The following is a 13,933-nucleotide window of genomic DNA, read 5'->3' as shown; positions in this document are numbered from 1 at the left end:
ACCCCCCCCCGGGGTGGGGGGGCGGGGCCGGCGGCGGGGGCGGGGGGGGGGGGGGGCGCCGGGGGGCCGGCGCGGGGCCCCCCCCCCCCCGGCGGGGGGGCCCCCCCCCCCCCGCCCCCCCCCCACGGCACTGTCCGTAACGGTGACGATGATGTGCGGGCCCGGCTCAGCCGGCCCGCAGGGTGTCCAGCAAGATCAAGAGACGGGGCGGCACGGAGCAGTCCACAGCGCGGCGGCAACCTGAGTCCAGCCGTGATCTGTCTTGGTGTCGTTGCGTGCCTCGTCCGCGACCAGGAAGCCGTGCGTCTCCAGGCGCTGCACTGCGGCCTCCCGGGGGAGCACCGGCACTTCCTCACCTTCGAGGTCGATCAGGAAGCGGCCGGGATCGTCGGGCTTGGCGGCGACGAAGTTGTCCGCCGGGCCAAGATCGTCTGGCCCGGCCACGACTTCGGGCCCGGGAGCGATGATGTTCAGCACCCACCGCCCGCGGAAGGCCGAGACCTCGGCGCCATAGAGTGCTGGGAGGCCGATGTGGTCGGGGTGGGCTCCGGGCACGGCGACTCCTCTGCGCGTTCAACACCGTCCTGCCGACCGTAACGCACCGGGGCGACATCGCCCGGCCCGTGCGGTGGGCGGAGGCGGTGGTCACCAGAGGCTCAGCGGCCGACCTTCCGCGATCACCGCTTCGACCCGCGTAGCGATCTCCGCTTCGGACTCGCCGGCGGCCAGCCCGGAGCGGATCGCGGCGCCGATCGCACGAGACCGTCCGGCAGGGCCGCGGAGGTCGGCGAGGGGACTGCCCGGGTCGCGCCGCCGGGCAACCCACTCTGCCCGGTTCTCCGCCGCCGTGCCCAGCCGCAGGTGCGCCGGCTGCTGGCAGGAATGGTTGTCGCAGGTGTGGCAGACAGTCAGGTCGGTGCCCCAGGCCAGCCGGGGGATGACGCCGTGTGCGAGCTGATACCCGTACAGGTGCCCGGGGACGGTGCCCCGCCGCGTCCGGCCAGGCCGCGAAGTAGCCCGGAAAGTGGCGTGCCCTGTGCTTGAGATCCCGCCGGTGAAGAACCAGCACCCCGTGGACGGCGCCCGGTAGACCTTGGCCCAATACCGGTCCTGAACGGACTCGTCGGCCAGCCATGCAGCCCACTCAACCGCCGCTATCCGAACCGGCGTTGGATCGCCGAGGAGAGCGAGCTGCTCGTCAACGCGAGCAGGCCCGGACTCCTTCACCGCAGCGAGCGGGAAGAGTCCGGGCCCGAGGCCGCCGTTCTCAGCCGGCATCGGCCAGGCCGCCATCCGGCGCGGAGGCCGAAGAGGAAGCAGCGGCTGCTGCGGCAGCGGCGCCGGCCTTCCTGGCGCGGCGGATGGGACGCGGGCGCTCCGCACGTGCGCGCAGCTCCTCGATCACCTCCTTGGCGCGAGCGGCGGTAACAGGCTTCGCCTCGCGTTCCAGCTCCTCCGCTGTGACGCCGAGCAACTGCGCGACCAGCTCAGCGTCATTGTTGAACAGCCGCAGGACGGCCGCAGCAGCCTCCCGCGCCGCGACTTCGGCGCCATCCTTCGCCTTCGCCGCCTCCACCGCGGCCTCTCGGGTCGCCAGGGCGTTCGCCGCAGCGAACTCGCGCGTTCGCGCCTGGACCTCCTCAAGAGCGCGAACCCGCCGCTTGAGTTCCGCCGCGCTCACCGGCGCCGTCGAAATCGTGCTCATCCGTTTCCCATCCCAGCCAGATCCGTGCTCGTCGCGCGCACCGTAAGCACGGGTCCGCGGACACCTCAAATTCCGGAACCAGGAAGGAACTTCCGGGTTTTTGTGCCTCCGGCGGGTCCTCTCTCGGAGGGGGGTGGGGGCCGGGTGGTCGGGTGCGGCGTGGGTGGTGGTTGGGGTTGTGGGGGCGGGGCTCCCTCCCCGGCCGGACACCCGGAGGGCGTACCAGGAACCCGGGCAGGGTGCCCAGGCCGAGCCGCTACGCGGTCGCTGCGCGAGCCTGGACACCCCACCCGGAACCCTGAAACGGCGGAGCTGTCCGACCGAGGAGGGAACCCCGCCCGGGGCCCGTTGTGGCCGGGCCCGGCCGGGCAGGTGCTGGTCGGCGCGTGGGGAAAGGGCAGGTCAGGGCGGTTGTGTGGCTTGACCCGACCCCCAGAACATGGTTTAATTAGTGATGTCGGAAGGGGAGGGCAACACCCCAGCCGGCCACCGAGGGCCGCCCGGCCCCGGCACCCACTCTCACCAGGAGAACGCAATGACCCAGCAGGAGCACCCGAAGCTCGCCCAGATCCGCGCCCTCCTTGCGAAGGCCGAAGCGACCCAGTACCCGGAAGAGGCCGAGGCGCTGACCGCGAAGGCCGTCGAGTTCATGGCCAAGTACGGCGTGGACGAGGCGCTCCTGAGTGACGGGCAGCCCTTGCGCGACGCGATCACGGCCAAGAACTTCGACCTCCCCAACCCCTGGTCGATGTCGCGCGTCCGCCTCATGTGCCTCATTGCGGAGGCCGTCGGCTGCAAGGCCATCCACATGGGCCCGGCCGACAACGGTGGACGTCGCGTCAACGTGGTCGGCTTCGAGTCCGATGTCCAGCGCGCGGAAATCCTGTACACCTCGCTCCTGCTCCAGATGCTCAACGGCCTCAACCGGCAGGCCGTGCCGTACTACGCGCGCAGTGCGAAGGCGTGGCGTAACTCCTGGCAGCTGGGATTCATCGTGCGCGTCACTGAGCGGCTGGCGGCCATCGAGGAGTCCACCCGAGCCGCAGCCAGCGGAGAGACGTCCGCCACCGGCCGCAGTGGCGAACTCGTGCTCGCCGACCGTGATGCAACGGTCGAGGCTGCGTACCGGAAGGCCCACCCCAGGGCGGTGAAGCGGCGCAGCTCTCTCAGCGGCACTGGGTACGGCGACGGGGTCGCCGCAGGCAACCGCGCCGACATCGGCGGAACCCGCCGCATCGGAGCCACGTCTGCCGGATCGCTGGTCGCCTGATCAACGCACCCCAGCCGGGGCGGCGGCCCGCCGCCCCGGCCCACCCTCGCGCGCCAAGGAGTCCCGCGTGTTCATGGACTGGATCAGGTTCCACAAGACCGACGAGAGCGGTGGTCACTACTTCCAGGTCTACAGCGTCCCCCAGGCGTGGAACGCCGCGACCCCCAAGGTCCCCGGAACGGGCCGGATCAGCGAAGCCGCCGCCCGCGCGTTCGCCAGCGCCAGCCCGGCCGGGCACCAGTGGCGCACCCCCTGCCACTGCACCGACTGCGCCATAGCCGCCAAGTCCCTTGAGAAAAAGGCATCTTGACCACCCAGGAGAGCGCCATGCCCCGGAAGTGCCGCGCCACCCCCGCCCGCATCCTCACCGCCGCCGCTGACCACATCGAGCGCGTCGGCTTGTACCAGGGTGACCACCTCTGGCAGCCCGGCAGGATGGGCAACACGGCCCCGTGCAACCTGCTGCACGCATGGGCGCGCGGCGTGCGCGCCGCCCGGCCCCACTGGTCCCAGCGCGGTGAGGCGCGGGAGGCCTTCCAGCGCTCCCTGTTCGACTCCCTGGTGGCGCTCAGCAACCAGGCCCACGGCGGCCCCGTGTCGCCCGTCCGGTGGCGCAAGCTGGGGCTCACGGAGGACGGCTACCGGCGCACCCTGCTGTGGTGCTGGAACGACGCCCCCGGGCGGACCACCGCCGAGGCCGCCGCCCTGATCCGCTCCGCCGCAGCCCTCTATCGGAGTGGCACCGATCACACCGTGCCCGGTTGCCCCACTCTCCAGAACATGGTTTAATTAATGCTGTCGGAAGGGGGAGGGCAACACCCCCGACCGACACCCCCGCCAGGGCCGACCGGCCCGGCAGCACCTCTCACCAGAAAGCAGTACGACGATGACCACCAAGACCGAAGCCGGCGTCCAGGCCACCCCTGCCCCGTGGCCGACCATCCCCACCGTCGAGCTCCTCGCCTACGCCGGTAACTGCCGCCCCGTCGAGGTCCCCGCCGACCTCCTGGCCGACGTCAAGGCCAACGGCGTCCAGGAGCCCCTCTACGTCGTCACCACCCACGGCGAGGTGCCCCAGATCATCGACGGGTTCCAGCGGCTCGCCGCCGCCGTCGACGCCGGTCTGGAGACCCTCCCGTTCACGCCCCGCCCGGTCATCCGGATTGACGCGCTCACCCCGCACCCGAAGAACGCCCGCGAAGAACTCGACATCAACGCCCCGTTCGTGGCCTCCCTCCGCACCGAGGGCTGCCGAATCCCCCTCAAGATCCAGCGACTTGAGAACGGGGCCATCCAGGTCAACGACGGCAACCGCCGGTACTTCGGCGCGCAGGACGCGGGCCTCACCCACGTGCCGTTCGAGTGGGACGACGATGGCCGCGACGAGGCCGGGCAGTTCCTCGACATGATGACCACCGCCCAGCACCGCAAGCCGCTGACCGCGTCGGAGATGAACCAGGCCATGTTCAGCGCCGCCGAGGCGGGCGCGCAGGTCGGCCGGATCGCCAAGGCCGCAGGCGTGCGGCAGAAGGACGTGAAGGCGGTCGTCCGGGTGCAGTCCAGCGAGAAGCTGGCCGCCGCCGTCAGCAAGACGGGAGGCAGCTACCAGTGGACGTTCGACCACATGGCGGCCCTGGCGGAGTTCTCCGACGACGCCGACGAGTTCGCCGCGATCACCGAGGCCGCCACCGGCCGGTGGGCCGATGACGGTGATGTGGAGTGGGCCATCGCCAAGGCGCGGACCCGGCGCGAGAAGCGCGAGCGGGCCGCCGCCCACCGCGCGGAGCTGGAGGCCGCCGGGCACAAGGTCCGGGAGGCCGAGGAGCTGTCCGACCGGGCCGCCCCCGTCCGCAGGCTCCCCGGCGTCACGGAGGAGGGACACGCCACCTGCAAGGGCGAGGTCTGGGTGCTCAGCACGGACAGCGCGGACCGGTACGAGCCGTACTGCGTCTCACCCGTCCTGTACGAGCACGTCACCCCCGAGGCCGCCCAGACCGGCGCGAAGGCCGCCACCGCCGAAGCGGAGGCCGGGCGCGCCGCCTTGGCCGCGACCAAGGCCGGGAACATCCACTGGGACGCCGCCGAGGAGGTCCGCCGGAAGTGGATCGCGGACTTGGTCAAGGCGCGTACCCTCCCGAAGGCCACCATCAACGCGCTGATCCAGCACGTCAACGAGGCGCTTCTGAATGGCACTTGGGATCTGTCCAGCGACCTGAACAAGGGCCCCACCAGCGAGATCCTGGCCGCGTTCCTGGGCCTGAACGCCACGCAGGCCAAGGAGCGCAGCAGCTTCGCGGACCACGTCGCCAAGGACCCCAGGAAGGCCCCGCAGCTCCAGTTCGCGGTTATCGCCGCCGTCCGCGAGAAGAACGCGACCCGCGTGGCGTGGCGGACCGACAGCCAGCGCTGCGCGGACATCCGGAAGCCTACGGCGAAGTGGTTCCGCGTGTTGGAGGCGCTCGGCTGCCCGCTGAGGTCGATCGAGCGGGCTGTGGCGAATGACGAGCCGTACGACCCGGCCGCGAAGGAGCCCACCGCGTCCCTGCTCGGCGGGGGCGAGCCGGAGGCTGACCCGGACGCGGAGCAGGGCGACGAGGAGCCGGGGGCCGAACCGGCCGAGAGCGAAGGTGGCGACGAGCAGGCCGCCCCCGACGCCCAGCCGGAGCAGGCCGAGGAGAACCCGGAGAGTGAGCCCGAGGCGGAAGCCCCGGCCGAGGCCGAGGGCGACCAGGCCGACGCCGAACCGGAGGGCGCGGAGCCGGAGGCCGAGCCGGACGCCCCGGCAGCCGAGAAGCCGACCGCCGAGACCGAAGCCGCCTGATCCTCTCCATCGATCCGACGCCGGGGGCGGGAACCCGCCCCGCCCCCGGCAGCCTCCCAGGAGCCCCACAGTGCCCCGTGCCGCCCTCACCGAGACCCACACCGACGACTACTGCTGCGGATACGCCGCCGCCCCCGCCGACCCCAACCCCGGCGTTGCCGCCGACCTGATGCAGGCCCGCGCCATCGCGGGCGGGCTCGCGGAGTTCGGCATCGGGTCCGCCCGCTGGTCGGCCGCCTACGACCGCGAGGCCGCCGCCGTCGTCCTGCGCGTGGACACCCCGCGCGGACTGTACGCGCTCGCCATCCCCGAGCCCGGCCAGCCGTTCCCCGTCCGCCACCACGGCGAGCGCATCGGGGCCCTGGACTCCCGCCGCACCTACGGCACGGCCGACAGCTACACCGCCGCCCTGTTCGCCGCCTTCCTGCGCGACCGTGGCGCACTCGACTTCCCCGGCCGGGACGTTTGCCTCACGCCAAAGAACATGGTTTAATTAATGGTGTCGGAGGGGGAGGGCAACACCCCCTCCGACCCACGGGCCGTCAGCCGGCCTCGACCCCACCCCGGCCGCACGCGGAGGGCAACCCGCCCGGCCGGGGGTCGACTTCTCTCACCAGCAGGAGCACCCACGATGACCAGCGCAGCCATGCGGTTTTCCGTCCCCGCGACCGCCGAGTCCCGCGTCCGCCAGCTTGTCGAGGCCACGAACGCCCGCGCCGCCATCCACAGCCTCAGCCCGTACGCGCTCGACTTCTCCGCCCCGTTCCTGGCCGACTACCGCGACGTGGACGGCCGGGTGATCGGCAAGCGCCCCACCGTCACCGTGACCATCTCCGGCGCCCTTCCCCGCCACCAGGGCTGGACCGTCATCGCCCGCCTGGACCACGACGAGGAGGGCGAGACGATCGCCAGCCTGTTCCCGGGCCTGCCCGAGCTGTACGCCGAGGCCGCCCGCCAGCACCGCGCCACCGAGGGGTTCTGCCAGGGGTGCTCCGTCGCCCGCCACCGCACCGCCACCTACCTCGCCCGCCACGAGAACGGCGAGATCAAGCAGTTGGGCACCACCTGCGTCGAGCCGTACACCGGCCTGCCGATCAAGGGCCTTGAGGCCCTGTGGCGACTCGGGACGATCAAGGACTCCGACTGGGACGGCGACGAGGGCAGCGTCCCGGCCGACCTGCGCGTGCCGGTGGACGAGGTGCTCCGGGTGGCCGCCGCCGTCGTCACCCGGGACGGCCGCTTCTACAGCCGGTCCGAGCAGTGGAAGAACCGCGTGCCCACCGCCGATTCGGTGGACGCCTACTTCTTCGACCGCAAGGCCCCGCAGGAGTGGCGGGCCGGAATCGACGCCGAGCCCGACGCCGCCAACACCGCCGCCGCCGTCCGCGCGTGGGCCCTCCAGGGCTACGGCCACCTCTCCGAGTACCGCCACAAGGTCGGCCAACTGGCCAAGGGCGAGACCGTCGCCCCCCGCCACCTTCCGACGCTGGTGTCCGCCGTCGCCGGATGGCACCGCGACCAGGAGAAGGCGGCCATCGAGCGGGCCGCCCAGAACAGCAAGCCGCAGGGCACCAAGGGGGAGCGGCTCACCGTCCCCGCCACCGTCACCACCGTGATCGAGCTGGAGGAGCGGTTCTACGGCTACCACGCCCAGCGCCGCCGACTGATCAAGTTCCAGGACCAGCAGGGCAACGTCTACGTGTGGTTCAGCAGCGCCGCCACCGTCCCGGACAAGGGCGACGAGGTCGAGCTGACCGGCACCGTCAAGGAGCACAGCACCTACGGCGAGACCGCCCAGACCGTGCTCACCCGGTGCCGCGTCACCGAGCGCGAACCGGTCGCCGCCTAGCAGGCCCGGCCGGGCGGAGACCACCGCCCGGCCCGCCCCGGCCGCGCCATCGTGGGGCCGGGCGGCATCGAGCCGCCCGACCCCACGCCCGCCCACCGCCCCGGCCGGGCCACCCCCGTCCGGCGGCCGGTCCGCCCCGGGGCCCCACCGAAAGGGCGTCCCTGCGGGACGGCTCAGCCCGGCCCGGCTCGCAGCCGGCCGGGACGTCCGGGCCGCAGGCGGCCCTCCCGCCCCGCCCGGACGCCGGACCAACGGACGTGCCCTGCGGGCACGACAGCACTCTCCGCCGCGCTCCGCGCGACCAGGCGGCACCCCGAGGACGGGGCTCCGCCCGCCCCCGACCGCACCGCCGAACCCACCGAGGACGACCCATGCCCGAGCCCGTGCGCGCCGCCGCCCCGTTCGGCGACCCCACGCCGCAGACCTGTCTGCAAGTCGCAGGGGAAGCCGCCCTGCTCGCCGTCATCGCCGCGGACGACGCCATGGCCGCCGCCTGCCGAAGCCGCTCCGGGACCGCGAAGCTGGAAGCGGCCATGCACGCGGCCCATCAGGAAGCCGTCGAAGCCGCCCGGCACGCCGACCGCGCCGAGCAGTACGCCGACGACCCCGAGATGCCCGCAAGCGCCCTCAACTACTGCGCCCGCCAAGCCGTCCACCACGCCGTGCTCGCCCAGACCGCCGCCGGAGTCGAGACCACGGCCGCCGGCCTGCGCGCCGAACTGGACCGCGTCCTCACCCCCGCGGAACAGGCCGAGCGAGAGAGCGCCCGCCGCCGGGAAGAAGCCCAGCGCGAAGCCGAACAGCAGGCCACCACCGGCATGGACCGCCAGAACCGCGAGCAAGCCGCCTCGAACCTCTACCTCGCCGAACACCACGTCGCCCAACTCGGCTGGACCACCGGCCACCTGCGGGTCATGGAGGCCGCCGCGACCGGCCGCCTGTACCAGCGAGCCGGCCGGGCCCGGCTCGCGGCACGGCAAGGCGAGTGGACCGGCGGGCGCCGCATCAGCCAGGAGAGGACGCAGGCACTGCTGACCGCCAAGTTCCTCACCGCCGCGCAGCACGGCGACGGCACCCACGTACTCACTCCGAGCCCGATGGGTACCGTCGCCCTGGAACTCGCCCGGCTCCACCAGGACGGGCTGCACGCCAGCGACCACACCGCCTACGAGGCACGGTTCGCCCGAGTCCGCCGCCGCCACAAGCGCCGCGACGACCAGAAGGCCGCCGCCCGCCGCCTGCCCCCGCTCGAACCCAGCGCGCAGAAGCTCTACCGGAAGCCGATCACCATCGCCGAACAGCAGGCGCTCGCCAGCGAACAAGCCGCCCTCGACCCCGCACCGGCCACCCCAACGGAGACCGGCGTCGAACCCCTCCCCGCCGCCAGCGTGCCGCAGCCGGCACCCGCGCTGACCACGACACCGCGAGCCCCCGCACATGCTCCGCACAAGCCCCGGCGCACCCGGCCGCGGAACCGTGCGATCCCCGTCTCCCCGCTCCAGCCCACCCTGTGGTGACACGCCGATCGCGGCTTCCTGTGCCTCCCGCGGGTCCTCTCTCGGAGGGGGTTGGGGGGCGGTCGGTCGGGTGCGGCGTGGGTGGTGGTTGGGGTTGTGGGGGGCGGGGTCCCCTCCTCGGTCGGACACCCGGAGGGCGTACCAGGAACCCGGGCAGGGTGCCCAGGCCGAGCCGCTACGCGGTCGCTGCGCGAGCCTGGACACCCCACCCGGAACCCCGGTACGGCGGAGCTGTCCGACCGAGGAGGGAACCCCGCCCGGGGCCCGTTGTGGCCGGGCCCGGCCGGGCGGGTGCGGGCCTGCGCGGCGAGAAAAGGGCAGGTCAGAGCGGTTGTGTGGCTTGACCCGACCCCTAGAACATGGTTTAATTAGTGATGTCGGAAGGGGAGGGCAACACCCCAGCCGGCCACCGAGGGCCGCCCGGCCCCGGCATCCACTCTCACCAGGAGAACGCAATGGCCCAGTGGTCGCCCACCGTCGCCGACCTCGCCCACCCGATCGCCCTCGCGCTCGGAGGGAACTGGCGACCGCAGCAGGTACTCCACGGCGTCCAGGAGCTGGCCCACGCCGCCAACCTCACCCACCTCGACGGCCGACAGCTCCACCTCTCCGAGCGCTACGACGACCCCGGCCACCTCCACATCCGGGGCGCGTTCCCCGCCACCGACTACCCGTTCCGCACTGGCGAGCGCGACAGTATCCGCGTCGCCACGGACGAAGACCCCGCGCGGATCGCGGCCCTGATCAGGGATCACCTCATCCCCGCGCACCGCGCCGTTCACCAGCGGGTGAAGGACCACAACCGCGAACAGGCCGCGATGCGCCGCCAGACCGAGGATGCCGCCCGCGAAATCGCCGCCCGGCTCCCCGGGGCCCGGACCCGAATCGACGGGACGAACGCCTACATCCACATGAGCCTTAAGCCCGGAGAAGTCCGAATCGGACTGGAATCGGGGTCGGTGAACATCGTTCTCCAGGATGCACCGATGATCATCGCCGACGCGGTCGTATTCGCGGTCAGCCGATTCCTGCCCCACATCCAGACGCCCGAGGACGAGCGCGACCAGCACGCCGACGAGTTCGACCTCTGACCTCTCCGAGACTTCCGGCGGCGCGCTCACGGAGCGCGCCGCCCCCCACTCCTCCCAGAAAGGCCGCAATGAGCGCCGACCTGTTCGTTATTAACCCGAAATGGACCGTGCAGGCCCCACACCTCCGGTGCACTCTGCGAAGGGCCCTGGCCGCGCAGCCCGAAGAGCGAGTGTGGTCCGGCACCGAGCACATCAACAACGCCGGAGCGATGGCAGGTGGCGGAGAACTTCCCGATTCCGGCCCGTGGCACCTCACACACTCCCAGCTCCGCACGCTCAAAATCGCCATCGAATGGCGCAGGGCGAAGCGTGAGGCCAACCCCCAGAAAACCGCCCCGGATATCCTCAGGCACTGGGCAGAAATCGAGGACGAGGTCATAGCGGCATACCGGGCCGCGTGCCACACGGACGGGCTGCACTGGATGTAAGGACTTGCCGAACACCTCAGAACATGGTTTAATTAATGATGTCGGAAGGGGGAGGGCAACACCCCCGACCGACACCCACGGCCAGCCGGCCGGGGTCCGCAATTTCTCACCAGGGAGACCGGGACATGCCCAGCAAGCCGAAGATGACCGAGGATGAGCGCCGCGCCTACAGTGCCCGGATGCGCGGCGAACTCGAAGCCGTGATGGACCGCGCGTACGGCGCGATGGTCACCGACGAGCAGTTCTGGGCCGCCGTCATGCGCACCGCCGCGACCCTGGCCGACCGCAGCCCCGTCAACTGCATCGCCATCGCCGCCCAGTGCCCCCACGCAACCCGCGTCCTCAGTTCCGGCGACTGGCGCAAGGCCGGGCGATTCCCGGCCAAGGGCTCCACCTCCATCCGCATATGGACCCCGATCCGGCGGCGCACCGACGACCCCCAGGCCGCCACCGAGGCCGCTCCCCGGGAGGCCGCCGCCGGTGCCGCCGAGGGGGAGGGCCGCCGTGTCTCCGGCTACAAGGCCGGTCCGGTGTTCGACATCAGCCAGACCGACGGCGACGCCTACGAGCAGCCCGCCGCCGCCGCGCTCGCCGCCGAGGCCGTCCGGGACATCCTGCTCAGCCAGTACCGCGACCGCTACCACGAGGACCCCGAGCAGGCCGGAGGGTTCGACTTCACCCGCGAGGCCCCCGACGCCGCCGCCCGCATCCTCCTGTACGGCCACGCCTGGCGGCGCATCGCCGAGGCGGACGCCCCGCTCCCCGGCCAGCACCTCGCCGAGGTCGCCTCAGCCGCCCACGCCGCCGCCCTGATTCTCGGAATCGCCCCCGGCCCGGCCGTCATGCCCCCGCTCGCGGGCATCATCACCCAGGACAAGAAGCCCCCCGTGCACGAGTCCGCCGTCCGGGTCATCGAGACCGGCCGCGCCATCGCCCACGCCGTCACCACCGCCGCCGAGCGTCGCCGCGAACTCGCCCCCGCCGGTTGACCGAGACCCAAAAACATGGTTTAATTAATGATATCGGAAGGGGAGGGCAACACCCCGACCGACACCGCCGCCGGGGCCGACCGGCCCCGGCGGAACCTCTCACCAGAAGGCAGCACGGACGATGACCACCGAGACCCAGACCCCCACCGTCAAGGACTTCCCCACCGCCACCCTCGTGACCGCCGGACCCTGGGCCAGCGGCCACCAGCTCGACCCCCGCCCGTCCATCGTCGTTGGCCCCTGGGGCGGGGCGGACTTCGCCGACGAGGCCCGAATGGTCGTCGTCTGGTACTACACCATGGGCATCCCGGTGCCGGGCCTGAGCGTCCAGGCGATGTTCCCCCACGAGCTCACGCCGCTTGACGACACGCTGACCACCATGGACCAGCGCGCGTTCTGCGACATCGCCACCAGCCTGACGCTCGGCCGGTTCGCCTACGACGACGGGCGCGACCTCATCGACGCCGTGAACCGCGCCGTCCGCGAGCGGATCGAAGGAGCCCCGGCCACCCGCCGCAGCTGACCGAACACCCCGCTGGTCCGGGGGAGGGCAACACCTCCGGACCAGCGGGCCCCACACCCGAGCGGACACCCCTTCGGGGCGACAGCAGCGAGGTCCGGTGCGTTCACCGCCGCCGGCCGACTCCGCCTAGCGGCTCCGCCGACCAACGGCGGGCACCGGACCCCGAAGGACGCGCCCCGCGGGGGCGCGGCAGCCCCTGCCGTCGCGCAGGGCGCGACGGCGGCGGACCGCTCGTCCCTCACGGCCCGCCCCCGGTGGTGCTCACCGCTTCCAGCACCCCGTCCGCCCTCCGGGCGGACCAAAGACTCTCACCAGAAAAGACCAGTTCGATGACCATCCAGATCACCCACACCCGCCGGGAAGGAACCCTGGTCGACGGCACCAGCCGGGGCGACGGATCGGCCGAGATCCTCAAGCTCCGCGAGTATGGCCGCACCCTGCGCCAGCCCTTCCGGTGGAGCCGGAACCTCGACACCTGGTACCTCCCGCACAGCCGTGACCACGCCGCCTACACCCCCAACCTCGAACTCCTTGTCCAGCGACTGCGGGACGCCGGCTTCGACGTGACCCTGACCGTCGACAACGCCGACCGCCGGAGCTTCACCGAGGCCGAGCAGGACCGGGAAGACCGCGCCGAGGCCCGCGCCGACCGCTTCGGCGGGTACGCGGACAATGCCGCCCGCAACTCCCAGGCTGCGCGGAAGTCCGCCCACGCGATATCCGAGCGGTTCGAGTTCGGCCAGCCCATCCTTGTCGGCCACCACAGCGAGCCCCGCGCCCGCCGTGACCGGGACCGGATGGACAGCGCGATGCGCACGAGCATCAGCGAGGGCGACCGCGCCCAGCACTGGGCCGACAGGCAGAAGGCTGCCGCCAGCTACGAGCAGTTCCGCACTGACCCCGGCCGCACCCTGCGCCGTCTGGAGAAGCTGCGGGCCGACCTGCGGGCGGTCGAGAAGTGGCAGCGCGGCGAGTCCGCCAAGGGCTACTCCCGCAACCCCGCCGACCCTGAGCTGACCATCCGGCACGAGGAGCTGACCGAGGAGATCGCGCACTGGGAGCAGGTCATCAAGGACGCGGAAGCCCAGGGCGTCAAGGTGTGGTCGAAGGCGGACTTCAAGCGCGGTGACTTCGTCCGCTACCGGGGCACCTGGTACGAGGTCCTGCGCGTCAACCCCAAGTCCGTGACCATCCCGCACATCTTCAACGGCACCGGCCGGACCGTGGTCCGGGCCGCTGACGACGGATACGACGGTTGGACCTCCACCGCCCCCTACGACGACGTGTCCGGCCGCAAGAGCGCCGCCGAGATGCAGCCCGCCGCCGCGCCGGCACCGGTCGCCGAACCCCAGGTGCAGGCCCAGCCGTCCCCGCCGATCGGGGAGCCGGTCCACACGTCGGCCCCCGCCGCGGAAGCGGACCAGCAGGAGGACACCGCGCTGGTGCTCATCGTCTCGAAGAACTCACCCCGCCGCCGCAAGCGGGCTCTGTGGGCGATGACCCGCCGCGAGGCGCAAGCCGTGTGCAGCGACCCGCGCACCTCCGGCCGCTCGTACATGCTCACCTGGACCCAGCAGCCCGGCACCGAAGGCGCTGACTGGGAGTGGGTTCCGGACAACGGGAGCCTTGACCAGGTTCTCGAAGACCTGGACATCACCCCGCGCCGCGAATGGACCGCCGCCCGCCAGGCCCCGGCCGCCGCCGCATAACTGCGCTCCGCCGCCCCGGCAGCCGAGCGCG

Annotated in this window: 15 protein-coding genes; 12 read left to right on the top strand and 3 right to left on the bottom strand. The window is 72.4% G+C overall.

What is annotated here, in order from left to right; all coding sequences use genetic code 11:
* Window positions 1–195 precede the first annotated feature (195 nt).
* The 3 genes from ACIRD3_RS37950 to ACIRD3_RS37940 all read right to left on the bottom strand — a co-directional run bounded on the left by ACIRD3_RS37950 (window position 196) and on the right by ACIRD3_RS37940 (window position 1,705).
* Window positions 196–555 carry a hypothetical protein gene (locus tag ACIRD3_RS37950; RefSeq protein WP_402226023.1) on the bottom strand — a complete coding sequence of 120 codons (360 nt, stop codon included), beginning with the start codon at window positions 553–555 and terminating at the stop codon, window positions 196–198.
* Window positions 556–645: 90 nt separating this feature from the next.
* Complete coding sequence (locus ACIRD3_RS37945; protein WP_402226020.1) at window positions 646–1,278, bottom strand: hypothetical protein; 633 nt, start codon at window positions 1,276–1,278, stop codon at window positions 646–648.
* Window positions 1,268–1,705 (bottom strand): hypothetical protein, encoded by a 438-nt coding sequence (locus tag ACIRD3_RS37940; RefSeq protein WP_402226018.1) that lies wholly within the window; start codon window positions 1,703–1,705, stop codon window positions 1,268–1,270. The genes ACIRD3_RS37945 and ACIRD3_RS37940 overlap by 11 nt, the downstream gene beginning before the upstream one ends.
* 535 nt (window positions 1,706–2,240) lie before the next feature.
* Between ACIRD3_RS37940 and ACIRD3_RS37935 the strand changes: the two genes are divergently transcribed.
* The 12 genes from ACIRD3_RS37935 to ACIRD3_RS37880 all read left to right on the top strand — a co-directional run bounded on the left by ACIRD3_RS37935 (window position 2,241) and on the right by ACIRD3_RS37880 (window position 13,902).
* Window positions 2,241–2,975, top strand: a complete 735-nt coding sequence (locus ACIRD3_RS37935) for a DUF2786 domain-containing protein (RefSeq protein ID WP_402226015.1) — start codon at window positions 2,241–2,243, stop codon at window positions 2,973–2,975.
* Between the two features lie 73 nt (window positions 2,976–3,048).
* Window positions 3,049–3,285, top strand: coding sequence for a hypothetical protein (locus tag ACIRD3_RS37930; protein ID WP_402226013.1), 237 nt, complete (start codon window positions 3,049–3,051; stop codon window positions 3,283–3,285).
* On the top strand, window positions 3,282–3,764 hold the full coding sequence (locus tag ACIRD3_RS37925; RefSeq protein WP_402226010.1) for a DUF6197 family protein: 483 nt from the start codon (window positions 3,282–3,284) through the stop codon (window positions 3,762–3,764). The genes ACIRD3_RS37930 and ACIRD3_RS37925 overlap by 4 nt, the downstream gene beginning before the upstream one ends.
* 97 nt (window positions 3,765–3,861) lie before the next feature.
* A complete protein-coding gene (locus ACIRD3_RS37920) occupies window positions 3,862–5,796 on the top strand; it encodes a ParB N-terminal domain-containing protein (protein WP_402226008.1) in 1,935 nt (644 codons plus the stop codon).
* A 70-nt stretch (window positions 5,797–5,866) separates the two neighbouring features.
* Window positions 5,867–6,289: a hypothetical protein gene (locus tag ACIRD3_RS37915; RefSeq protein WP_402226005.1), complete on the top strand. Its 423-nt coding sequence runs from the start codon at window positions 5,867–5,869 to the stop codon at window positions 6,287–6,289.
* A gap of 138 nt (window positions 6,290–6,427) precedes the next feature.
* Entirely contained in the window at window positions 6,428–7,645 is a 1,218-nt protein-coding gene (locus ACIRD3_RS37910; RefSeq protein ID WP_402226004.1) for a hypothetical protein, read from the top strand.
* A gap of 371 nt (window positions 7,646–8,016) precedes the next feature.
* The gene (locus tag ACIRD3_RS37905) at window positions 8,017–9,162 is read left to right on the top strand and encodes a hypothetical protein (RefSeq protein WP_402226001.1); all 1,146 of its coding nucleotides are present in this window, start codon (window positions 8,017–8,019) and stop codon (window positions 9,160–9,162) included.
* Window positions 9,163–9,617: 455 nt separating this feature from the next.
* Window positions 9,618–10,253: a hypothetical protein gene (locus ACIRD3_RS37900; protein ID WP_402225999.1), complete on the top strand. Its 636-nt coding sequence runs from the start codon at window positions 9,618–9,620 to the stop codon at window positions 10,251–10,253.
* 68 nt (window positions 10,254–10,321) lie between these two features.
* On the top strand, window positions 10,322–10,681 hold the full coding sequence (locus tag ACIRD3_RS37895) for a hypothetical protein (RefSeq protein WP_402225998.1): 360 nt from the start codon (window positions 10,322–10,324) through the stop codon (window positions 10,679–10,681).
* Between the two features lie 125 nt (window positions 10,682–10,806).
* Window positions 10,807–11,670, top strand: coding sequence for a hypothetical protein (locus ACIRD3_RS37890; RefSeq protein WP_402225995.1), 864 nt, complete (start codon window positions 10,807–10,809; stop codon window positions 11,668–11,670).
* A 121-nt stretch (window positions 11,671–11,791) separates the two neighbouring features.
* Window positions 11,792–12,193 carry a DUF6409 family protein gene (locus ACIRD3_RS37885; RefSeq protein ID WP_402225993.1) on the top strand — a complete coding sequence of 134 codons (402 nt, stop codon included), beginning with the start codon at window positions 11,792–11,794 and terminating at the stop codon, window positions 12,191–12,193.
* Between the two features lie 329 nt (window positions 12,194–12,522).
* Window positions 12,523–13,902 carry a DUF3560 domain-containing protein gene (locus tag ACIRD3_RS37880; RefSeq protein WP_402225990.1) on the top strand — a complete coding sequence of 460 codons (1,380 nt, stop codon included), beginning with the start codon at window positions 12,523–12,525 and terminating at the stop codon, window positions 13,900–13,902.
* Window positions 13,903–13,933 lie beyond the last annotated feature (31 nt).

It is taken from the genome of Kitasatospora sp. NPDC093550, assembly GCF_044764985.1.
Taxonomy (GTDB): Bacteria; Actinomycetota; Actinomycetes; order Streptomycetales; family Streptomycetaceae; genus Kitasatospora.
The sequence above is the reverse complement of the archived record's forward strand: the minus strand, read 5'-3'. Positions and strand labels throughout refer to the sequence as shown.